Annotated in this window: 21 protein-coding genes and 2 rRNA genes; 14 read left to right on the forward strand and 9 right to left on the reverse strand. The window is 68.1% G+C overall.

Translation table 11 applies throughout. The annotated features are described in order from the left end of the window. Nucleotides 1-8: 8 nt before the first annotated feature. Genes cbiG through BLS11_RS05830 form a run of 8 tightly spaced genes read left to right on the forward strand, consistent with a single transcriptional unit; the run spans nt 9 to nt 6,791 of the window. Complete coding sequence (gene cbiG, locus BLS11_RS05795; RefSeq protein ID WP_092534257.1) at nt 9-989, forward strand: cobalt-precorrin 5A hydrolase; 981 nt, start codon at nt 9-11, stop codon at nt 987-989. Between the two features lies 1 nt (nt 990). Next, a complete protein-coding gene (locus BLS11_RS05800) occupies nt 991-1,926 on the forward strand; it encodes a precorrin-3B C(17)-methyltransferase (protein WP_092534260.1) in 936 nt (311 codons plus the stop codon). A 2-nt stretch (nt 1,927-1,928) separates the two neighbouring features. Then, nucleotides 1,929-2,996, forward strand: coding sequence for a precorrin-3B C(17)-methyltransferase (gene cobJ / locus BLS11_RS05805; protein ID WP_092534263.1), 1,068 nt, complete (start codon nt 1,929-1,931; stop codon nt 2,994-2,996). Beyond that, nucleotides 2,986-3,255: a ferredoxin gene (locus tag BLS11_RS05810; RefSeq protein WP_092534266.1), complete on the forward strand. Its 270-nt coding sequence runs from the start codon at nt 2,986-2,988 to the stop codon at nt 3,253-3,255. Before cobJ ends, BLS11_RS05810 begins: the two co-directional genes overlap by 11 nt. Beyond that, complete coding sequence (locus BLS11_RS05815; protein WP_092534269.1) at nt 3,248-3,964, forward strand: cobalamin biosynthesis protein; 717 nt, start codon at nt 3,248-3,250, stop codon at nt 3,962-3,964. The genes BLS11_RS05810 and BLS11_RS05815 overlap by 8 nt, the downstream gene beginning before the upstream one ends. Beyond that, complete coding sequence (locus BLS11_RS05820) at nt 3,961-5,187, forward strand: CbiX/SirB N-terminal domain-containing protein (protein ID WP_092534272.1); 1,227 nt, start codon at nt 3,961-3,963, stop codon at nt 5,185-5,187. The genes BLS11_RS05815 and BLS11_RS05820 overlap by 4 nt, the downstream gene beginning before the upstream one ends. A gap of 4 nt (nt 5,188-5,191) precedes the next feature. Then, nucleotides 5,192-5,563: a DUF3209 family protein gene (locus tag BLS11_RS05825; protein ID WP_092534275.1), complete on the forward strand. Its 372-nt coding sequence runs from the start codon at nt 5,192-5,194 to the stop codon at nt 5,561-5,563. Next, nucleotides 5,556-6,791, forward strand: a complete 1,236-nt coding sequence (locus BLS11_RS05830; RefSeq protein WP_092534278.1) for an outer membrane protein assembly factor BamB family protein — start codon at nt 5,556-5,558, stop codon at nt 6,789-6,791. The genes BLS11_RS05825 and BLS11_RS05830 overlap by 8 nt, the downstream gene beginning before the upstream one ends. A 92-nt stretch (nt 6,792-6,883) precedes the next feature. Here BLS11_RS05830 and BLS11_RS05835 read toward each other — a convergent pair whose 3' ends face one another. Genes BLS11_RS05835 through BLS11_RS05850 form a run of 4 tightly spaced genes read right to left on the reverse strand, consistent with a single transcriptional unit; the run spans nt 6,884 to nt 10,473 of the window. Continuing rightward, nucleotides 6,884-7,243 carry a (2Fe-2S) ferredoxin domain-containing protein gene (locus BLS11_RS05835; RefSeq protein ID WP_092534281.1) on the reverse strand — a complete coding sequence of 120 codons (360 nt, stop codon included), beginning with the start codon at nt 7,241-7,243 and terminating at the stop codon, nt 6,884-6,886. Beyond that, nucleotides 7,243-8,007 (reverse strand): CbtA family protein, encoded by a 765-nt coding sequence (locus BLS11_RS05840; RefSeq protein WP_092534284.1) that lies wholly within the window; start codon nt 8,005-8,007, stop codon nt 7,243-7,245. Before BLS11_RS05840 ends, BLS11_RS05835 begins: the two co-directional genes overlap by 1 nt. A gap of 2 nt (nt 8,008-8,009) precedes the next feature. Beyond that, nucleotides 8,010-8,198 carry a CbtB domain-containing protein gene (locus BLS11_RS05845; RefSeq protein WP_092534287.1) on the reverse strand — a complete coding sequence of 63 codons (189 nt, stop codon included), beginning with the start codon at nt 8,196-8,198 and terminating at the stop codon, nt 8,010-8,012. A gap of 58 nt (nt 8,199-8,256) precedes the next feature. Then, nucleotides 8,257-10,473 carry an ATP-binding protein gene (locus tag BLS11_RS05850; protein WP_092534290.1) on the reverse strand — a complete coding sequence of 739 codons (2,217 nt, stop codon included), beginning with the start codon at nt 10,471-10,473 and terminating at the stop codon, nt 8,257-8,259. Between the two features lie 34 nt (nt 10,474-10,507). On the opposite strand from BLS11_RS05850, the gene cobN reads away from it, so the two are divergent. From cobN to BLS11_RS05870, 4 genes are all read left to right on the forward strand, one after another. Continuing rightward, a complete protein-coding gene (cobN, locus tag BLS11_RS05855) occupies nt 10,508-14,392 on the forward strand; it encodes a cobaltochelatase subunit CobN (RefSeq protein ID WP_092534293.1) in 3,885 nt (1,294 codons plus the stop codon). Next, nucleotides 14,382-15,110, forward strand: coding sequence for a precorrin-8X methylmutase (locus BLS11_RS05860; protein WP_092534296.1), 729 nt, complete (start codon nt 14,382-14,384; stop codon nt 15,108-15,110). The genes cobN and BLS11_RS05860 overlap by 11 nt, the downstream gene beginning before the upstream one ends. After that, entirely contained in the window at nt 15,107-15,865 is a 759-nt protein-coding gene (locus tag BLS11_RS05865) for a cobalt-precorrin-7 (C(5))-methyltransferase (RefSeq protein ID WP_092534299.1), read from the forward strand. Before BLS11_RS05860 ends, BLS11_RS05865 begins: the two co-directional genes overlap by 4 nt. A 192-nt stretch (nt 15,866-16,057) precedes the next feature. Continuing rightward, nucleotides 16,058-16,846: a CbiX/SirB N-terminal domain-containing protein gene (locus BLS11_RS05870; protein WP_092534302.1), complete on the forward strand. Its 789-nt coding sequence runs from the start codon at nt 16,058-16,060 to the stop codon at nt 16,844-16,846. Nucleotides 16,847-16,965: 119 nt separating this feature from the next. Here BLS11_RS05870 and BLS11_RS05875 read toward each other — a convergent pair whose 3' ends face one another. Then, nucleotides 16,966-17,358 (reverse strand): hypothetical protein, encoded by a 393-nt coding sequence (locus BLS11_RS05875; RefSeq protein ID WP_092534305.1) that lies wholly within the window; start codon nt 17,356-17,358, stop codon nt 16,966-16,968. Between the two features lie 9 nt (nt 17,359-17,367). Beyond that, complete coding sequence (locus BLS11_RS05880; protein WP_092534308.1) at nt 17,368-18,558, reverse strand: redox-regulated ATPase YchF; 1,191 nt, start codon at nt 18,556-18,558, stop codon at nt 17,368-17,370. 116 nt (nt 18,559-18,674) lie between these two features. On the opposite strand from BLS11_RS05880, the gene BLS11_RS05885 reads away from it, so the two are divergent. Beyond that, the gene (locus BLS11_RS05885) at nt 18,675-19,016 is read left to right on the forward strand and encodes a DUF8124 family protein (protein ID WP_092534311.1); all 342 of its coding nucleotides are present in this window, start codon (nt 18,675-18,677) and stop codon (nt 19,014-19,016) included. Continuing rightward, entirely contained in the window at nt 19,013-19,504 is a 492-nt protein-coding gene (locus BLS11_RS05890; protein WP_092534314.1) for a hypothetical protein, read from the forward strand. Before BLS11_RS05885 ends, BLS11_RS05890 begins: the two co-directional genes overlap by 4 nt. A 49-nt stretch (nt 19,505-19,553) precedes the next feature. Here the strand turns inward: BLS11_RS05890 and BLS11_RS05895 are convergent, their stop codons facing one another. From BLS11_RS05895 to BLS11_RS05905, 3 genes are all read right to left on the reverse strand, one after another. Next, on the reverse strand, nt 19,554-20,783 hold the full coding sequence (locus BLS11_RS05895; RefSeq protein ID WP_092534317.1) for a hypothetical protein: 1,230 nt from the start codon (nt 20,781-20,783) through the stop codon (nt 19,554-19,556). 256 nt (nt 20,784-21,039) lie between these two features. After that, nucleotides 21,040-21,161: ribosomal RNA gene (gene rrf / locus BLS11_RS05900) — 5S ribosomal RNA — on the reverse strand. Nucleotides 21,162-21,286: 125 nt separating this feature from the next. Beyond that, nucleotides 21,287-21,617 (reverse strand): 23S ribosomal RNA (locus BLS11_RS05905); the annotation flags it as partial.

Below are 21,617 nucleotides of genomic sequence, written 5' to 3' on the forward strand. Positions count from 1 at the left end.
TTTCACTCATGAGTACAGACACGAACGACACGGAATCGGGCGAATCGGGCGGCCACTGTTCGACGCCGGACTCGGACGGCGAAGTGGCCGAAGAGATAGCGATAATCAGCTTCGAGCGGAAACTCGACACCGCACGCGAGATAAAGGAGGGGATCGGCGACGGCTACGAGCGGGTGGACATCGTCGAGTACCACGGCGACGTGTTCGAAGAGCACTGGGGCGAGTACGACTGCTTCGTCGGACTGATGGCCTCGGGCATCGCGATGCGGAAGACCGCGCCCCTCCTCGACGACAAGTGGGACGACCCCGCGATAGTAGTCGTAGACGAGGAACTCACGTGGGCCATCCCCATCACCGGCGGCCACCACGGCGCGAACCAAGTCGCCCACGACCTCTCGCAGTTAGGCGCGGTGCCCGCGATGACCACCGCGAGCGAAGCCGCGGGCAAGCAGGGCGTCGAGAGCAAGGCGAAAGCGCTCGACACCCACGTCGTCAACGGCGATTCGACGGTCGCGACGAACCTCGCCGTCCTGAACGACGAACTCGGGCCGGTCGCCCGCCTCGACGGACCGAAAGCGGTCCTCGTCGGCGACGACGTGACCGTCCTCAAGCGCAACGCCGACGACGGCGTCGTCCTCGGGACCGGAACCGTCTCGGGGGTGAAGAAGTCGCAGGTGCTCGACGCGTGGGAGGCCGCCCTCTCGGACCTCGGGTTGGAGTTCTCGGACGTGGACTTCGTCGCCACGGGCACCCGAAAGGAGGGCGAAGAGGGGCTGTACGACGCCGCACAGGAGATCGGCGCGGGCGTCGTCCTCTTCGAGAAGGAGACGTTAGCGGAGTTCGAGGGGCCCTCGCCCTCTCGGTCGAAGGAACTCATCGGCTGGCCGGGCATCGCCGAGGCGTCGGCCATCGCCGGCGGCCGCGAGCACGAACTCGCCCGCGAGAAAGAGCGGTTCGACGACGCCGTGACGGTCGCGGTGGGGCGGTAAGATGAGCGGGACGGACGCCCCGAACGACGCCGCCGCGGAGGACGCCGCCGACGCCGCGGGCGATTCGATGGGGACGCTCTACGTCGTCGGTATCGGCCCCGGTCTGCCGCACGCGATGACCCAGCGAGCCAAAGACGTCATCGCCACCGCAGACTGCGTCGTCGCGTCGAACCTCTATCAGGAGTTCCTCCGGCGCGACGGGACGCTCCCGCCCGAGAGCGCCGAAGTGGAGGCGGCACCCGACGGCGGGACGACGGCCAGCGGCGACCCCGGAACCGTCTTCGAACGGCGCGGGGGGACCCGGCAGACGGTCGTTCGCTCGACGATGGGGCGACAGATAGAACTGGCCCGCGAGGCGTTCGAACGCGTCCGCGCGGGCGAGGATGTCGCCCACGTCTCGGGCGGCGACCCGAACGTCTACGGCAAGAGCGACCTGCTGTTCACGATGGCCGAGGAGGAGGAGGCGTACGACGTTCCCATCGAAGTCGTCCCCGGCGTCACCGCGGCCCTCGGCGGGGCGGCGAACCTCGGCGCACCGCTCTCGAACGACTTCTGCACCGTCTCTCTGTCCGACAAGTGGCGAGGCTGGGACGAAATCGAGGAGAAACTGCGCGCGGCCGCCATCAGCGGGTTCGTCATCGTCCTCTACAACTGCTGGCGGGACTACCAGCGCGCCATCGACGTGATTCGCGAGGAACGGGCCGACGACGCGCCGGTCGGCATCTTCAACGACGCCGGGCGGAGCGACGCGGGCCGGAACCTCGACGACGAGACGCACACCATCACCACCCTCGGCGAGGCGAACGACCACGAGGACGAAGTCGGCGGGATGGGCACCTCCATCCTCGTCGGCAACCACGAGACGGCGGTCTGGGAGAACGACCACGGCAAACACCTCGTCACCCCGCGCGGCGGGCGTGACGTCGACGACTTCTGACAATGAGCACTGACGACACCACCGAACGGAGCACAGACGCAGAGAGCGAATGCGGAGCGAGCGACGCCGCCAACGCGGCCGACGGCGCGACCGACGCGGCGTCGAGTTCGAAGTGCGGAGCCTCGAAATCGAAGGCGGACGGCGGCGTCGCGAGTAGCGCCGAAACGGAGGCGAGCACCGACGAGACGGCGTCGAAGTGCGGAGCCTCCGGGTCCTCGTCTTCGTCCGGGTGCGGCGCCTCGAAGACGTCCGCGACCGACGAGAAGGTCGGGTCGACCGTCGACGACTTCGAGGCCGACCCCGGCCGACTCGTCGCCGTCGGGTTAGGCCCCGGCCAACCGGAGGGGATGACCCAACGCGCCCGCGCGTCGCTCTTGGAGGCGGACCACATCGTCGGCTACACCACGTACGTCGAACTCCTGCCGGAGGAGGTCACGGAGTCGGCCGAGGAACTGTACGACACGCCGATGTGCGGCGAAGTCTCCCGCACGGAGGAGGCGATAGACCGCGCCCTCGCCGGGAACGACGTCGCCATCATCGGGAGCGGCGACCCGAACGTCTACGCGCTGGCCGGACTCGCGCTCGAAATCCTCGAATCGAAGGGAGCGACCGCGAGCATGGTCGATTTCGAGGTGGTCCCGGGCGTGCCGGCCGCCCAGTCCTGCGGCGCGCGGTTGGGCGCGCCCCTCGTCAACGACACCGTCAGCATCTCGCTTTCGGACCACCTGACGCCGATGCCGACCATCGAGTCCCGCCTCCACGCCGTCGCGGGCGAGGGCTTCACCATCGCCATCTACAACCCGTGGAGCCGAAAGCGCCGGGAGAACTTCGAGAAGTGCTGCGAGATTCTGCTGGAACACCGCGCGCCGGACACCCCGGTGGGCATCGTCCACGGCGCGGGACGCGACGACGAACGGGTCGAAATCGTCGAACTGCGGGAGTTAGAGGAACTCGGCGAGACGGACCTCATCGACATGACCACGACCCTCTTGGTCGGCAACGAGGAGACGTACGTCTGGGACGACCGGATGGTGACGCCGCGGGGGTACGAGTCCAAGTATGACTACTGAGTACCGGGTCCGCCTCGACCGACGCGCCTGCGACGGCGTCTTCGCCTGCCTCGTGCGCGACGACCGGTTCGCCGAGGCGACGGACGGTCTGGCGACGATAGACGGCGGCGACCGAGGCGGCGACGACGGAGACGCCGACGGCGACGACGCCGACGAGATGGTCGTGGCGTTCGCGGACGACCGACTGGCGGACGCAGAACAGGCCGCCCGCGCCTGTCCCGTCGGCGCTATCGACGTGACCGAGGTGGACGATGAGTGACTCGGCCGCCGAAGCGCCGACGCCCGATCCCGTCGAGGACCTGCTCTCGGCGACGGCGGCGACGGCGTACTTCTGGGGTCGCGTGGCGGGCGACGGCGAACTGACGCGGGACTGCGTGACCGTCCGGACGGAAGACGGCACGTCCGCCGACGCGTTGGCGGCCGTCGCCGGCGCGGGCCGGACCGAAAACGAGCACCGCGTGGCCGCCCGCGAGTCGGCGCACGACGCCTCCATCGTCCGCTTCGAGGACGAGTACGAACTGCAAGTGTTCGGCGCGCCGGCCGGCCGCGCCGGTGCCGCCCTCGGCCTGCCAATCGACGGACAGCCCGGCGGGTACCGGTTCGACACGTTCTCCGACCACCGCGCGCAACTCGTCCGGGGACTCCTCGAAGCCTGCGGCACCGTCTGTTTCCGCGAGTCCTCGGCGTCGGTCGGCGTGTCGTTCGTCCACGACGACGAGACGCTGCTTCGGACGGTCCGGTCGCTTCTCGACGCCGCCGAACCGCACGTCCCGACCGACGACCTCTCGGAGACGTCCTCTGGGGGCTACTGGTTCGGGCTGGCCGACGACGCCGACACTGCGGCGTTCGCGGAGTGGGTGTACGACGGCAGCGACGAGACGGGACTGTACTCGGCGGAGCGACGCCGGAAACTCCGCCGGAGCGTCGAGCGCGCGACCGGAAGCGAGGTGGGAGAACTCTCCCGATGACCGCGAACGCGAAAGCGGCCCCGGTCGGACTGGACGACGAGGCCGTACTGCTCGTCGGCCACGGCTCCCGCCGCGAGAAGTCCAACGAGCAGGTTCGCACGCTCGCCGCCGAGTTGGAGGGCCGACTGGGCGTCCCGGTGGACGCGGGCTTTCTCGAACTGGCGAAGCCCTCGATACCGGACGCCATCGCGGGACTGGCGGCGAGCGTCTCGCGAGTCACCGTCGTCCAACTCTCGCTGTTCGCGGCGAGTCACGTCAAGAACGACGTTCCGCTGGCGGTACAGGAGGCCCGCACGGACCACCCCGAACTCACGGTACACACCGGGGCGCACCTCGGCGTCCACCCCGCACTCGTCGATATCCTCGACGACCGGGCCGCGGCGGTAGAGGCGGAGTTGGGCGTGGACCGCGAGGAGGACGACGTGGCGGTGGTGCTCTGCGCCCGCGGGTCCAGCGATCCGGACGCGAACGCCGACGCGCACAAACTCGCCCGGTTACTGTACGAGGGGCGGTCGTTCGACCGCGTCGAAACGTCGTTCGTCGGCGTCACCGAACCACGCCTCGACGAGACGCTGCACGCGGTGGCCAAGCACCGTCCGGACGCCGTCGTCGTGCTCCCGTACATGCTGGGCGACGGCGTTCTCACGGGGCGCATCCGCGACGGCGCGGACGAATTCGACGACGAGTACCCGTACGTCGCCGCCGCCGCCGGCGACCCGCTGGGAACCGACACGCGTCTGTTGGACGTTCTCGGCGACCGCTGGCAGGAAGCGCGCACCGACAGCGTGGACATGTCCTGCGACACCTGCAAGTACAAGGTCGAACTCGACGGCTACGAGGAGGACGTCGGCGGCGCGCGTGCGATGCTGCGGGCGATGACGCACCTCGAATCGCACGCCGACCGCGACGACGTGGACGAGGATCCGCACGCCCACGACGCCCCGGAGAAACACGTCGCGGTGTGTACGAACCAGACCTGCGCCGCCGACGGGTCGCCGGCCGTGCTCGAACGGTTGCGGCAGGAGGCACGCGACTCCGACGCCTGCGACGCCCGGATCACGCGCTCGTCCTGCCTCGGTCGGTGCGGCGACGGCCCGATGGTCGCCGTCTACCCCGACGGCGTCTGGTACGGCGGCGTCGACCGAAGCGACGCGGAGCGAATCGTCTCGTCCCACCTCGACAGGGATCGCATCGTCTCGGATATCGTCGATCAGACGCTATAATACAATGAGCTGCTACGAAATCGAAGCACTACGACTCGGACTGATGAACGTCCTCGGAACCGAAGACCGGAGCGCGCGCGAACACGCCGAGAAAGAGCTCGACGGGCACCTCGACGGACCCGTCGAGGCTTTGGCGAACGCCGCGACGCTCTCGGAGATTCAGCGACACCTCGACGCGGCGCTGGTGGACCTCGAAGAGGAGATAGCCGCGACGGACGCCGACGATCCGGAGTACGACTACCTCCGCGGACGGTTGGTAGCCGTTCGGGACGCCGAGCGCGCCGTCCGCAGGCTAACCGACCAGGGGGAGAGCGTCCTCGGCGGACTGGGCGAGGCCCACGACGTACTCCACGAGACGTTCCCCGTCGATGAGTGACGCGGGAGAACCGTGCGCGGTCGAACTCGGCGAGGTGACGCCGGCCCGGTCCCGCCACGCCGGCAGACGGTCGGCGGTCGAACTGCGCGACGAACTCCTGGTCGTCGGGACGGCCGCCGGCGACGTACTCGCGTACGACCGGTCCACGCTCGACGAGCGTTGGAGCGCCGAAACGCGGAGCGAGAGCGCGTCCGTCGTCTCGGCGGCGTCGTTCGGCGACGGCGTCGCGGTCGGCGAACGCGGCCCCGAGGGACGCATCCGGGTCTACGACGCCGCGACCGGCGAACGTCGCTGGACGTACGACACGGCGGCCGACGTGGGGACGCCCCAGAAGGAGTCGCGCTTCTTCCTCCCGTTCGTCGCCGACGTCGCGTCCGGCGGCGACCGACTGTACGTCGCCGCTCGGCGCTACGAACGCGACGGCGACCGCCGCTCGTTTTCCAGCGCGGTGTACGCCTTCGACGTGGAGGGAGAGGCGGTCTGGACGTACGAGACCGACGCCTCCCCGATCAGCATCGACGCCGACGGGCGACGCCTCGGGATCGCCTACAACCGCTGTCCGGGCGCTCACCAGCACGGCCTCGTCGTCCTCGACGCGGAGACGGGCGAGGTTCGGTGGGAGTGGGACCCCGGAACCGACGGTCAGCGACGCGTCGGCGACGTCTCCCTCGTGGACGACGGAGCCGTGGTCGCCAGTCACGGCGACTACCGCGGCTACCGCCTCGGCCGAGGCGGTGCCGAGGAGTGGCGCGTCGACGTAGCGACGCCGACGACCGTCGGCGACGAGACGCTGTACGCGTATCCGAATCACGCGCACGCGACGAGCGAGGGCGTAGTCTTCGTCACGGGGAACACGTACTCGACGGAGGGCCGCGAGACGGAGTCGTTACACCCGCGGGAACACACCGCCGTCGGCTACACCCCCGACGGCGAACGCGCGTGGACGGCCTCCGTCGGCGGGTTCGCGAGCGAACTCGGGACGGCAGGCGGACGCGTCGCCGTCCCCGGAGCGCAGCACTTCCGGACGCGCGACGCCGACGTGCACGGCCTGCGACTGTTCGGTACGGACGCCGGCCCCGAGACGAGCCTCGAAACCGACGGCGTCGTCACGGCCGTCGCACTCGACGGCGAGGCGTTCGCCGCCGTCGAAGAGCCCGTCGTCTACCACGACGACGGCGCGGAACGAGGCACCTACCGGGTGCTCCTCGGAACCGAAGAGCGAGCGTAACACACTCGGCCGCGTCGCTCGTCGGAGACGTAGCGTCCGGTTCTTCTCGGAAAACTCGACTTCCTCGGACGACTGTCGAACGGTCCGCAGAACTACTCGTCCGGCCGAGCGTCGTCTCCTCGGCGGACTCCTAACTCCGTCGCGTCCGGACCGAACTCGCCTTCGAGCAGGTCCGGAACGTCCTCCGGGCGCACGTCCGAGTACCACCGACTGCGGGGGTGGATAGCCACCGCGGTGCCCTCCGCGCTGCACAGTCCGAGGCAACTCGTCTCGGCGACGTGGACGCGCGACCAGAAGACGTCTCGCTCCCGCAACCACGATTTCACCGCGTCGTACACGTCCGCGCCGTGCGCCTCCGCACAGCAGGCGTACTCCGAGTCCCGCGCGTTCGTACAGACGAGCACGTGGTCGGAGAACCCCTTTTCTGCGACCTCTTCGGTTCGCGGTCGCATCAGTCCGCTCCGAGCGTCGTCTCCGCGTTCGGCGTCGAAGGCTCGGACGCCCGACCGTCCGTCGCGCGGCGACCGAGTAAGGCGTGCGTGCCCGCGAGGACCAGCCAGAGCAACGCCTGCCCGAACACGACCATCCCGGTCAGCCCCACCGCGAACTCCGACGGAAGCGCGCTCTCGACCGAGTTCGACGGCGCGAGCGCGACCGGAATCGCGAGCAGACCGAAGGGGAACACCGCGACGACTGCGGCGGTGGCCCGCCCGTACTCGCCACGGAGGCGGTCGTACGCGAACCCCGAGAGCAGGCAGACGAACGCGCCGGCGACCATCATCCCCCCGTAGACGAGGAGGCGGGTGTCGGTGGGGAGCGACTGCTCGGCGCCTATCTGGGGCGGTAAAGCGAGCCACGGCGCGCCCGATGCGGTGACGAAGCCGGCGACGGCCAACAGATAGCTCTTCGTGCCGCCGGTCCCCGGTATCGCGGGTTCGAGGAAGTAGTAGGCGACGCCGAAGACCACCCCGCCGAGGAGGACGCCCCAGAGGACGCCGGAGACGACGCTCACGGCGTTCGTGACCGCCGCGGAAACGGCGCTGTCGTGGTGGGATTCGCCCGTCTCGTGGGTGTGGCCGTCCGCGTGGTGGCCCGCTCCGCCGAACTCGTCGGCGAACGCGATGAACGGGTTTCCGACGAGGGCCACGAGCAGGCCGAACACGAGTCCGGCGACGACGCCCGCCTTCACGCCTCGCTTCACGTACGTAAAGAACATGATCAGTGACAGGTGACGCCCGCCGCGTGCCGGAAGTTGTGCATCGAATCGTGCACCATCGGCTCCTGCACGAACAGCAGTGCGAACCCGAGCGCGACGACGAGAGCGAGTCCGGTAGCCATCTGCGCCGGGGTCAGTTCCGCGCGAGCCTGTTCGATACGACCGTGAACGGTGTTGTTGGCAGTCGCCATTCTAAACCACACTTGCACAACAACAAGTAGATTTGTAAATCTTCCGAGTGTGCGAAACCTAGGTTTCGCGAGCGGCGCCGACGGCGGCGTCTATCCGTTCGGCCGAGAGCGCCGAGAGCGGAACGCGTTCGCCGCCCGTCTCGTCGGCGATCGTGCCCGTCAGTCCGGCTCTGTCGTCGTCGCCGGCGTCCACGACGACGACGTGCGCGCCGAGTTCGGTCAACCGCCGCGCGGCCGCGCGCGTCTCGCGGACCGGACTCCCCTCCGCGACGTTCGCCCGCCCGTCGGTGACCAGGACGACGACGCCTGCGGCCGGGTCGGCGCGTTCGAGCACGTCGCCGGCGGTCCGGAGTCCGGCGGGGAGGGGCGTCCGGTCGCCCGTCGGCAGGTCCTTCAGGTGCCGGGCGGCGAGGGTGACGCTGTTCGTCGGCGGGAGGAGGACGTCCGCCTCGTCGCCGGCGAAGGCGACGAACGCGACTTCGTCGCGCTTTTGGTACGCGTCTTTCAGGAGTTCGAGCACGGTTCCCTTCGCCGCGCGCATCGCGGGCAGCATCGACGCGCTGGCGTCGACGGCGAACAGCACGAGCGCCGAGGCGTCGCTCCGACGGACGGACTGACGCAGGTCGCGCGACTCGACGGACGGCGCCCCGCGGGCGGTCGCCGCGCGAACCGACGCCGCGGCGTCGATGCCCCGGTTCGAATCCGCGCGCTGACTTCGTACGCGGGCCCCCTCGTCGTCCACGCTCGGCCGCGTTCGCGACCGAGACCCGCCCCCCGCTTTCCCCCGTTCGACGGCCTCCGGCGCGGACAGGTCGGGGGCGGCCGCCTCCCCCACGCCGGCGCGGGACTGCCCCGGCACTATCGGGGTACCCTCCGTTTGCTCGTCGCTCTCGCCCGATTCTCCGTCGCTTTCGTCCGTCTCCCCGTCGCTCCCGTCGGTGTTCGCTTCGGCTTCGTCGTCCGCTCCCCCGCCGTTCCGGGGTGACGGCGCTACAGCGCCGTCTGATCCGTCGTTTCCGTCGTCGGTCTCGTCGCTCTCGTCGTCCGGTCCGGTCGAATCGGGTGTCGAGTCGGAGGCGTCGTCGGCGTCGCCCGTCTCGTCGGCGGACTCCTCGTCGGAGTCGGACTGCCCGTCGCGTTCCGCTCGGTCCTCCCCGTCGGCTTCGCCCTCTCCCTCGGCTTCGTCCTGCCCGTCTTCTCCATTCTCCCGGCCGTCGTCACTCCCCTCGTCGAAGTGGTCGTCGAGGAGTTCCTCGGGGTCGGGGGCGTCCTCGAACGGGCGCGACCGGAGCCGGTGGGGGAGTGCGAGTTCCGCCGCCCGCCGAACGTCGGACTCGACGACCTTCGAACGCCCCTCGAGGGCGGCGAACGTCGCGGCGGCCCGCGCCGCGGCGATGTCCCCGCGGTGCCCCTCGATGCCCGAGTCGCGGCAGAGTTCCGCGATGTCTCTGGCGAACTGCGTCGGCAGTTCGACCTCGGGGAGCCGTTTCCGGGCCCGTCGCAGGCGGCCTCGGGGGTCGTCGATACCGCGTCCGTCGTCCGGCGCGTCGGTCGCATTGGCGGGGGTAACGTCCGTCCGTCCCGTCGCCCGGTCGATGATTTCGACCCGGCGGTCGATGTCCTCGCAGGCCGTCACCGTCGCTTGGAGCGCGAAGCGGTCGCGCAACTGCGGTCTGAGCTCTCCCTCCTCCGGGTTCATCGTCCCGACGAGCGTGAAATCGGCCGGGTGGGAGACGCTCACGCCGTCGCGTTCGACCGTGTTGACGCCGCTGGCCGCCGCGTCGAGAAGCACGTCCACGAGGTGGTCGTCGAGGAGGTTCACCTCGTCCACGTAGAGGATGCCGCGGTTGGCGCGGGCGAGCAGTCCGGGGTCGAACTCGTGCTGGCCGTCTAAGGCGTCCGCGACGGAGAGCGTCCCGACCACCCGTTCGCGCGTCGCCCCCAACGGCAGGGTCACGAGCGGTACCGAACGCTCGGTCGTCGGCGGGTCCGTCCGGTCGCGGCAGTCCGCACACTGCTTCTCCGGGGCGTTCGGCGGACACCCGTAAGGACAGTCCTCGACGGCTTCCTGCGTCGGAAGGAGGTCGGCGAGCGCCCGAACCGCCGTGGACTTCGCCGTCCCCTTCTCGCCCCGTATCAGCAGTCCGTCCAACGCCGCGTTCGCCCCGACGGTTAGTAAAGCGCTCTTGAGTTCCTCCTGACCGACGATTTCCGAGAAAGAGAGCGACGTACCCCCGGCGTACGAAGCTTTTTTGGCTCTGCCGAAGTCAACCATACTTGTATTAGCGCAATGGAGGTTTAACAACGTTATGTCAACAATCGGCCTATACACCGCGACCGAAAACGAACTCGGGGCCGTCCAGCGGGCCGCCGAGCGGACGGACGCGAACCTGGTCGTTCGCTCGGAGAGCGACTTCGACGGGCAGGCGGACGTCGACGCGTTCCTCGACGAGATAGAAGACGCGACGGCGGCAATCTTCTGGCTCCACGGCGCGGAGGAGAGCATGCCGGGGTACGACCACGCCGTCGGCCGCCTCGAAGACGCCGGCGTTCCGCTGGTCGTCAAATCGACCGGCGACGCCTACGCGCTGGAGGACACGTCCGTCGCCGCGGCGGACCGCGACCGGGTGTACGAGTACTTGGAGAAGGGCGGAACCAGCAACGTCGCGAACTGCGTTCGGTTCCTCGCCGACGAGTACGGGGACGGCGACTACGAGTACGACGACCCCGTGACGCTCCCGACGGAGGGCGTCTACCACCCGGACCACCCCGGCGCGTCGTACGACGAACTCCTCGGCACGTTCGACCCGGCAGCGCCGACGGTCGGCGTCTGGTTCTACGAGTCCCACTGGACCCACGAGAACACCCGCTACGTCGACGCGCAGGTGCGCGCCATCGAGGCGCAGGGCGCGAACGCGCTCCCGATATTCTGCAACCCCGCGACGGATAGCGACGAGCAGTGGGACGCCGAGCGAGTGACCGAGGAGTGGTTGCTCGACGCGGACGGCGACCCCGTCGTCGACGCCGTGCTCTCGTCGTTCATGTTCTCGCTGTCGATGGACGAACGCGGCCGGTCGGCCGACGACGAGGGCGACGGCGCCGAGGACGTGTTCCTCGACCGACTCGGCGTGCCCGTCATTCAGACCGTGACGACGATGCGCTCTCGCTCCCGGTACGAGAAGAGCGACACCGGCGTGATGGGCTTCGAACTCGCCCTCTCGGTCGCGCTTCCGGAGTTCGACGGCAACGTCGTCACCCACCCCATAAGCGGCAAGGAGCGAACCGACGACGAGGCAGGTATCGGAAGCGCGCCGAAGCAGCACTTCCCTATCGACGACCGGGTGGACCACGCCGCGCGACTCGCGGTCAACTGGGCGAGCCTGCGGCACACCCCCAACGAGGAGAAGAACGTCGCGGTCGTCCTGCACAACTACCCGCCGAGCGACGACGGCATCGGCACCGCCTTCGGACTCGACAGCCCTGAGAGCACGGTCAATCTCCTCGAAGAACTGGACGCCCGTAACTACAATATCGGCGGACGACTCCCCGAGAGCGGTCAGTCCTTAGTCGAACGGCTCACGTCGCAACTGACCCTCGACGACCGCTGGGTCGCCCCCGAGGACGTCCGCGACCTGAGCGTCGACGTCGTCTCCCCCGAGCAGTACCGCGAGTGGTTCGAGGCCGCCGACGAGCGATTCCGGGCGAACGTCGTCGAGGAGTGGGGCGAAGCCCCCGACCGGCCGTTCGCCATCCCCGGCGTGGAGTTCGGGAACGTCCTCGTCACCGTCCAACCGCCGCGCGGGTTCGGGATGGACCCCTCGAAGGTGTACCACGACTCCGACCTCCAACCGCCCCACGACTACGTGGCGTTCTACGGGTGGCTCCGCAACTCCTTCGACGCCGACGCCGTCGTCCACCTCGGCACGCACGGGAGTTTAGAGTGGCTCCCCGGCAAGACGGTCGGACTGGACGGCGAGAGCGCCCCCGACCAGTTGATCGACGACCTGCCGAACGTCTACCCGTACATCGTCAACAACCCCGGCGAGGGGACCCAAGCGAAGCGGCGTTCCTACGCCGCCATCGTCGATTACCTGACGCCGGTGATGCGCAACGCCGGCACGTACGACGAACTCGCCGAACTCGAAGAACTCGCGGACCAGTACCGCGAAGCCGGCATGGAGGACGCCCGCACCGACGACGGCGACCACCTCGAAGCGCTCCTCCGCGAGAAAGTCGAGGAACTGGACCTCGCCGTCGAACTCGGTATCGACGGCGAGATATCCGAGCGAGCGGACGTTCGCGGCCCCGAGGAGGCCGGTTCGACCCTCGCGGAGGGTGCCGTCGAGGGTGACGACGTGGACGTCGAGGAACTCGTCGAACGCGTCCACGCGTACCTCACGGACGTGAAGACGACGCAGATTCGGATGGGGCTCCACACGATGAGCGAACCGCCCGCCGACGAACGCCTCGTCGAGTACCTCGTGGCGCTCACCCGACTGGAGAACCCCGGCGGGCCGAGTCTCCGAGAGAGCGTGGCGGGCGTCCTCGGAATCGATTACCAGCGGATGCTCGACGAACCGGGGGCGTACGACGAGGAACTCGGGATGACGCTCTCGGAGGCCGCAGACGAGGTGTACGAGACGAGCCTCGACCTCGTTCGGACGCTTGCCGAGCACGACTTCGACGTTCCGACGTCGGAGACGGAAGCGGAACCCGACGACGAAGTGAACATGAATCTGCTCGTGGTGGACATCGACCCCCTCGGGGACGCGCGCGCGAAGTCGGGCGCGCACGACCGTCTCCGCGAGGCACTCGCGTTCATCTGCGAGGAGGCGGCCCCGCGCGTGCGGGGTGCCGAAGACGAGATTCCGCGGACGGCGGACGCCCTCGCCGGCGAGTACGTCCCCCCCGGCGGAAGCGGCGCGCCCACTCGTGGCGGCGTCGACCTGCTCCCGACGGCGCGGAACTTCTACACGTTGGACCCGCGGAAGGTGCCCGCAAAGAGCGCGTGGCGGGTCGGGCGAGAGGTCGCAGAGGGTATCGCGGAGCGTCACCGTAGGGAACGGGGCGAGTACCCAGAGGAGATAGGCGTCGTCGCGTGGGGGACGCCGACCGTCCGCACCCGCGGGGAGACCATCGCACAGGTGTTGGCGCTGATGGGCGTCGAACCGGTGTGGACCGACGCCGGGCGCGTCGACGACGTGGAGCCGATACCCTTAGACGAACTCGGACGGCCCCGAATCGACGTGACCACGCGCGTCTCGGGACTGTTCCGGGACGCCTTCCCGCAGGCTGCGGGCGTCGTCCACGACGCCGTGGACGCGGTGGTCGAACTCGACGAACCGCACGAGATGAACTACGTGAAGAAGCACGTCGAAGAGGAGACGGAGCGACTCGAAGACGAGGGCGTCGAGAACCCCGAGAAAGCCGCCAAACACCGCGTGTTCACGACTCGCCCCGGCGGGTACGGAGCCGGGACGAACAAGGCCGTAGACGAGGGCAACTGGGCGGACCGTTCGGACCTCGCGGACGTGTACGTCCAGTGGGGCGGGTACGCCCTCGGAAGTCGCGGGCGCGTCTCCGAGGCGCACGACGCCTTCGAGCGCCGCCTCGGCAGCGTCGAGGCGACGGTCAAGATAGAGGACACCGCAGAACAGGACGAGTTCGACAGTTCGGACTGGTACGCGTTCCACGGCGGCTTCATCACCGCCGTCTCCGAAATCGCGGGCGAGGAGCCCGCCTCCTACGTCGGCGACTCCAGCGACCCCGACAACGTCTCCGTGTACACGAACGAGGAGAAGGTCCGCAAGGCGATGCGCGCCCGCGTGCTCAACCCCGATTGGCTCGACAGCATGGCGGAACACGACTACAAGGGTGCGGGCGACCTCTCGACCACCGTGGACGTGGTCCTCGGGTGGGACGCGACCACCGGCGTCGTCAGCGACGCACTCTGGAGCGACGTGGCCGAGAAGTACGCCTTCGACGAGGAACGGCAGGAGTGGATGCGCGAGGTGAACCCGTGGGCCTTAGAGAGCATCAGCGACACGCTCTTGGAAGCCATCGAGCGCGGACTGTGGGACGCCGACGACGAGACGGCCGACCGGCTTCGGGATATCAACCTCCGGGTTGACGGCGACATCGAAGCGCGCGCCGGACGCGCGAACGCCTCGGAGGTGCCCGGCGATGACGACTGAGGAGGGCCGACAGGACCGCGGCACCGACCGAGAGGACGGCGACTTCGAGGAGTACGCCGACCTCGGGGCGACCACCGAGAACGCGATGGACATCGCCGAGACGAGCATGGACCGCGTGCGAAAACTCGTCCCCGACGAGACGCTGGCCGACCGCATCAGACAGAAGAGCGTCCACGCGACGGGCGACCCCGAGTTCCAACACCTCGTCCGGTTCACCGGCGAGACGGCGGAGGAACCGGTCGTCGCCGGCGCGCGGGCCGTCCTCGAAGAGCGCCCCATCGTCACCGACATCACCATGGTGAAGGCCGGTATCACCGGCCGCGGCCACGACTGTCCCGTCGAGAAAGCCATCGGCAACGGAGCGGAACTCGCGGCGCGGACGGGGATGACGCGGACGGCCGCCTCGGTGCTCGAACTCGACCGCCGGGGCGTCTACGACGGCGCTATCGCCGTCGTCGGAAACGCGCCGACCGCGGCGCTGGCCCTCGCTGACTGCATCGAAGACGGGACGCGACCCGCCGTCGTCGTCGCCACCCCCGTGGGGTTCGTCAAGGCGGCCGAGAGCCGGAAGCGCCTCCGCGACGTCGCGGGCGAACACGGCGTCCCGGCGATTACGAACGTCGGTCGCCGCGGCGGAAGCGGACTCGCGGCCGGCCTGACGAACGAACTCGTCCACGTGGCGAGCGACGCCCGGAGCGGAGAGGTAGACCTCCCGTGAGCGACGCGTACGACTTAGACGCCGGCCCGGACCCGGCGGCACTCGCGGCGTCGGAACCCGAACCCTCGGACGCGGAGGGCCCGGTGTACGCCGTCGGCATCGGTCCCGGAAACCCGGAGTATCTGACCCCCCGCGGCGAGCGTGCGATTCGCGACGCCGACGTGGTGGTGGGCTTCGAGACGGTGGTCGAGTTCGTCCGCGGGCGGACGGACGCCGAACTGCTCACCTGCGGGTACCGCGACGAGGCGGAGACGCTGGCGGCGTTCGCCGACCGAATCGAAGACGGGGCGTCCGGGACGGCAGTCCTGATGGGCGACCCGAACCACTCGGGCTACCAGTTCGTCGGGAAGGTGCAGGCCGCCGTCGAAGCGCCGGTCCGGGTGATTCCGGGGATATCGTCGCTTCAGGTCGCCGCGAGCAGGGCGCGGACGCCGATGGAGGAGACGGCGTTCGTCACCCTCCACAAGAGCGGTGACATCGCCCCCGACCTTCAGCGACTCCGCGAGAGCGTCGGCGAACGGCACCTGCTCGTCCTTCCGCGTCCCTACGACTGGATGCCCGAGGACGTCGCCGCCGAGTTACTCGACTGCGGCGCGTCGGCGTCGCTCGAAGCCCTCGTGTTGGAACGGTTGACGCACGACGACGAGGCGGTGACCAAGACGACGCTGGGCGAACTCCGAGCGCTCTCGGCGGAGTCCGACGCCGACTCGTCGCCGTTCTCCGACCTCTCCGTGCTCGCCGTTCGCTCCGGGTGAGCGAGGTCGGCGGTTCCGCGCGTTTTTGCCGCACGCAGGCGCTCTCCCGGCCGATAGGCGTCGGTCGGCCGTCGGAACTCCTCACCCTGAGCGAACGTCACGGGCGTCACCAAAACTTATTTGAGAATCGGTTGCAACGCATTAAGCAACCCAATTTGGGCTAACTAAAGTATAATTGTCCGACAACGCCCCATGACATCCGACACAATCCTCCTCATCGGCCGCGATACGCGAAACGCCCACGAAGTACTCGAAGCCCACGCCGAGCGACTGCGCGGGCGTGCTATCGCCGACGCCGTGGAGGTGGCGACGTACGAGAGCGAACCGGTTCGCGAACTCCGCGGACGGTTCGAGCGACTCTCCGCCGACGAGGTGTACGCGGTTCCGATGTGCACCGCACACACCCACGAGACGATCAACGACATCCCGTCCGCGCTCTCGTACGTCCCGGGGGACGTTCGCTACTGCGAACCGCTCGGACAGAGCCCCGCCGTCACCGAGGTAATCGAGGAGCGAGGGGCGGACCTGATTCCGCCGTCGGAGGAGGTGTCTCTCATCCTCGTGGGGTTCGGGAGCAGTTCGAAGCCCTATCACCGACAGACCGTCGACTATCACGCCGCCCGACTCCGCGAACAGTCGGCCTACGGGGAGGTTCTGACCTGCTATCTCCTCCAGAACCCCACGGTGGAGTGCGTCCGGTACAACACGACGAAGACGCGGTCCGTGGCGGTTCCGCTCTTTCTCGCGCGAAGCGAGGCGACCGAGAGCCGAATTCCCGACGAACTCGAACTCGTCCGCGGCGGCATCGAGTACGCCGACCCCTACGGCGAGCACGCGCGGATTACGGACGCCGTTCACGCCGAAGTCGAGAAACAGCGCGCGCTCTCTCGCGCGGACTCCGCGCCGACGGCCTCCTTCGAGGGGCAACTGACTCAGACGCGACGACCCCTCGCGACCGACGGAGAGGGCGTCCCGCGGTGACGAGTCGGGCCGATCGACGAACTCGGCGAGGCCGCGAACGTCGCCGGTGAGAACCGTTCGAGCGGAGATCCGTCAGAAAGCGGTAAATCAGGGCGTCGGCGAGTTCAGGTCCGCGCGCGTCAGCGTTCGGCGTCGAGGCGTCTCCCGTCGGGGTCGAACGACCCCGCGCGGGTCCCCGTATCGAGGATTCTCGTCCGGACGTACGTCTCGATGGCCGCGTTCAGCATCTCACGCCAACTTCCGAACTGGGAGTTCCCGGCGACGTGGTCGTCCCACTCCTCGTCCGGTATCTCCTCGAACGACTCCTGATCCGTGACGTCGAAGTCGCTCTCGGCGACGAACGCGCCGATGGACGCCGCGTCGGTGTGCTCTCTCATCCACTCCTCCGCGAAGAGGTCTTCCAAGGTCACATCACCACCCAGACCGCCGATCTCCCCGGAGACGGCGGCCTCGACGGCACGTCGTTCCTCCTGCATCGGTTCGTTCGTATCGTCCGAACCTACGTATTTCATGGGATTCGTTCAGTTCGTCGTGACTATCTCGACCACGTCGCGGTGCGAGAGGACGTGGTCCGCGCCGACCTGCCGTTTCGTGTGACAGTCGATGCCGTGGAGCAAGCCGTCGCCGATGTCGGAGTGGAGGTGGTACGCGAAGTCCTCCGTCGTCGAATCCTCCGGGAGGATGAAGCAGTCCCGGAAGACGCCCTGCGTGTCGCCTCTGCCGTTCGCGCTTCCGGGGAAGATGGCGATAGCGCCCATCTCGTCGAACAGGGCCGTCTCCAAGGCCGCCTGCACGCCCGTCCCGTCGAACTCGGCGACGAACTCGCGTATCTGCTCTAAGCCCGCCTCCTGTTCCTCGGAGATATCGCCGACGATCTCGAAGTCGCCGTCGCCGGCGCGGTAGTCGACGACGCCGCTTTCGGCGGCCTTCTTCAACGCCTTCTCCGCGTGCGCACTCGCGGGGACGAACGAGAGGTGGTCGTAGTCGGGGTCCGACGTTATCTCCTCGTAGTTCTCCTGCGCTACGGGCTTGTCCATCTTGTTCGCCGCGATGACCATCGGCTTGGTGCGCTTGCGAATCTCGCGGGCGACGGCCTCCTTGTCGTCGTCGTCCCACTCCTCGGGGTCCAACCCGAGGCCCAGACCGAGTATCACCTGCTTTATCTCGTCTTTGTTCGTCTTGAACGCCGACATCTGTTCGGCGAGGTCCTCCTCGACGTTCTTCTCCTCGCCGTTGTAGCCCGACCGGTAGCGGTCGAGTCCCTTCTCCAAGATGTCGAGATACCACATGTCGAGTTCGTCTTCGAGGAAGTCGATGTCCTCGCGGGGGTCGTGACCCTCCGTGGGTTCGCCCTCGATGTCCGTCTCGCCGGAGAAGTCGACGACGTGGACGAGGACGTCCGCCTCGTTGAGGTCCGTCAGGAACTGGTTGCCGAGGCCCTTCCCCTCGTGTGCGCCGGGGATGAGACCCGCCACGTCCACCAACTTGACCGGCACGAACCGCACGCCGTCGTCGCAGAAGCCCACCGAGGGCGTACACGACTCGTCGAACTCGGGGGCCGCACACTCGACGCGGACGTACGCCTCGCCGACAGAAGGATCGATGGTGGTGAAGGGGTACGCCCCCTCCGGAACGTCGTTCATCGTCGCCGCGTTGAAAAAGGAGGACTTGCCGACGGACGGTTTGCCGACCAGTCCGATCTTGTGACTCATTAGGTGCGGATGAATCCTCAGGCGGCAAAAGGGACTCTATCCGGACTCGCCCGCGCCACGCCGTACCACGGCCCGCCACCAGCGACTATTTGCCTCCGGAGTTCCGACACCCGACGATGACCGAGTCCGACGACGCCGACGCGACGGACGCGCCGACGGGAGACACCTTCGGCGTCGGCATCCACGTCACGGAGGCGGACCTGCAGTTCGTCGTCCACGTCCCCTCCGACATCGACTCCGGGTGGACCGACCCCGACGAGTTCCAACGACTCGTCGAACGCATCGTCTGGGACCGACTCGACCGGGAGTCCACCCTGCGCGGTATCGCCCGCACCGCCGACACCGGCGATACGGTGACGTTGGGGCGCGTCACCCTCCGCCCGGACGGAACCGTCGTTTCGACGACGCTGAACGCGCCGACCGACGCCGCCGAGAACGACGCTCTGACCGACTCGTGACGACTGACGACGCGGAGGACGCGCTTGCGGCGGTCCGGGACGCGGCCGCCGAACGCGCACTCCTCGACGCCGACGACGCACGACGGTACCTCGCACTCGCCGGAACGGTCGAACGCGTCCGCGAGGAGCAGTCGTCCCCCGGCGGAACGCTGGCCGCCGCGCTAGCGTGTACGCTCGCCGTCACTCGCCTCTCGGACCTCCCGAGTTCGACGTTCGGGGCCGGCGACGAATCGACTGCCACCCGCCGGACGGAGTTCGACGCCACCGAGACGGTGACGACCGATGCTGACGCGTCGCCCCCGTCGCCGGCGAGTCCGGGGCCCGCAGTTCCCGCCTCGCCGTGGTCGTCCGCCGCCGCGACGCAGGAGCTCGTCGCCGACGGCGCCGTCGTCGCGGTTCGACGGTTCGACGCGGACACGGAGACGGTCGCCGCGCGCGCCGAACTTCCCCGCGCCGACTTGGAAGCGAGGCTCGAACGGGACTCGTAGGCGTCGTACCGAACTCCGAAGAGAAAGAGACCGCTACCGCACGTCGCGTTTACTTGCCGCCCTTCGCGTGGTCCGGCGGGCCTCGGTTGCCGTCGTCGGAGTCGCCGCCGGAGTTGCCTTCATCGTCGTCTCCGTCGTCCTTCGCGTTGCCCTTCTTGCCGTTGCCTTTCTTATCGTTGCCCTTCTCGTCGTCGCCCTTCTCTTTGCCCTTCTTCTGGGCCTTCTCGGGCGGTCCGCGCTTGTCGTCTTTCGACTCGTTAGCCGCCGCGTCGTTCTTCTTCTCGTGGCCCGGCGCGTCGTCGGCGTTACCGGGGTTGTTCGACGTAACGAAGTCGGAGATTATCTGACCCGGCGGTCCGTTGAACCCCGCCGCGCGGAGCGCCTCGATGAAGCGCGAGACGGACTGCCCGAAGTTCTTCTGTTCGCCGGCGTAGTCGGTGGTCAGCGTCGCGGTGGCCGTCGCCTCGTCACCCTCACTGCTCGCGGTGACGGTGACCGTCACGTTCTCGGTGGGTGCCGGCAGGGCGACTTCCCCGTCGGCGTCCGTCTCGTACGTGCCCGTCCCGGAGTAGTTGCCGTCGGCGCTGACTTCGACGGACGCGTTCTCGACTGCGGTGTCGTTACGCGTCACTTCGACCGTCGCGCCGTCCGACTCCTGTTCGACGCTGACCGCGAACTCGGACTCCGCACCGGCGAGTTCGGCGGTGAACTCGGCGCCGAGGCCGTCGTACGTCGCGGTCACGGTGACGTTCTGCGTCTCCGCGGGTTGCGAAAGCGAGACGGTCCCGTTCGCGTCGGTGGTGTAGTTGCCCGTCTCGGAGTAGTTACCGTCGGCGCTGACTTCGACGGACGCGTTCTCGACGACGTCACCGTACTGCGTCACGGTGACCGTCGCGCTTCCGTCCTCGGCCTGTTCGACGTAGGTGTCGAGGGACTCCTCGCGCGGGTAGAGGGTCTCGCTACTCGTCGCGGACTCCCCGTCCACCGTCGCGGTCAGGTTCACGGCGACCGTTTCGTTGGGTTCGGGAAGCTCCACCGTCCCGTTCGCGTCGGTGGTGTAGTTGCCGGTCCCGGAGTAGTTACCGTCCGTCGTCACCTCGACGGTGGCGTTCTCGACAACGGTGTCGTTCTGCGTCACGGTCACGACTGCCGTTCCCGTCTCGGGGTCCTGTTCGACGTCAGTCTCTACGGTCGGCGCTGCGCTGACCGCCGCCGGCACGACTGCAGCGGCGAGCAACGCGACTGCCAACAGCGTCACGAGCGGTTTTGTCTTTCGCATCACATTCTCCCTTTCTAACTGGTGGGGGATAAAGCAGGTATTCGCTGACCCCGGCTTACCGACGATTTGGCCGGATTAACGCCGATTTAATCGGCAGACTGCGGCGGTTTCCGGTGTTGTGACTCCTCGTCGAGGAGAGAATAGGAGGGAAACGGGAGCGGAGTGAGCACCTGCGATGCTCGTGGCTCCTCGTCGCGTCCCTTTCGAAATGAGAAAAGCCCACTCTCCACGTGGAGAGTGGGCTGTGGAGTATGAGTAGAGGCGGCGAATCGGATTTCCCAGAGGCTCGCGCACTCCAGTACTGACCGAAACGCGAGTGGGCTTAACTTCCGTGTTCGGGATGGGTACGGGTGTAACCCCACTGCTGTGGCCGCCTTAACGCCGATCGACGGAATCGAACCGTCGTAAACACCAGTATCGGTGGCTCGTGTTCGACCGTGTGTACGTGCAATCCAGTTAACGCCTGAACCCGCTTCATCGGGACTGTGGTGGGTCCGATGCAGTATGAGTATGGCTCGGTCTGTTAGTGCTCGCGGGCTGAACGCCTCGTTGCCTCGGCGCGTACACCCCGAGTCTATCGAACTCGTCTTCTACGAGTGACCTCGGTGGTACCTCTTTTTCATGTGGGTTTCGAGCTTAGATGCGTTCAGCTCTTACCCCGTGTCGCGTAGCTGCCCGGCAACTGCCCTCTCGGACAACCGGTACACCAGCGGCGACCAATCGTAGTTCCTCTCGTACTATACGATCGTTCACGTCAGGTACCTTGACACCCCCAATAGATAGCAGCCGACCTGTCTCACGACGGTCTAAACCCAGCTCACGACCTCCTTTAAT

It is taken from the genome of Halopelagius longus, from assembly GCF_900100875.1.
Taxonomy (GTDB): domain Archaea; phylum Halobacteriota; class Halobacteria; order Halobacteriales; family Haloferacaceae; genus Halopelagius; species Halopelagius longus.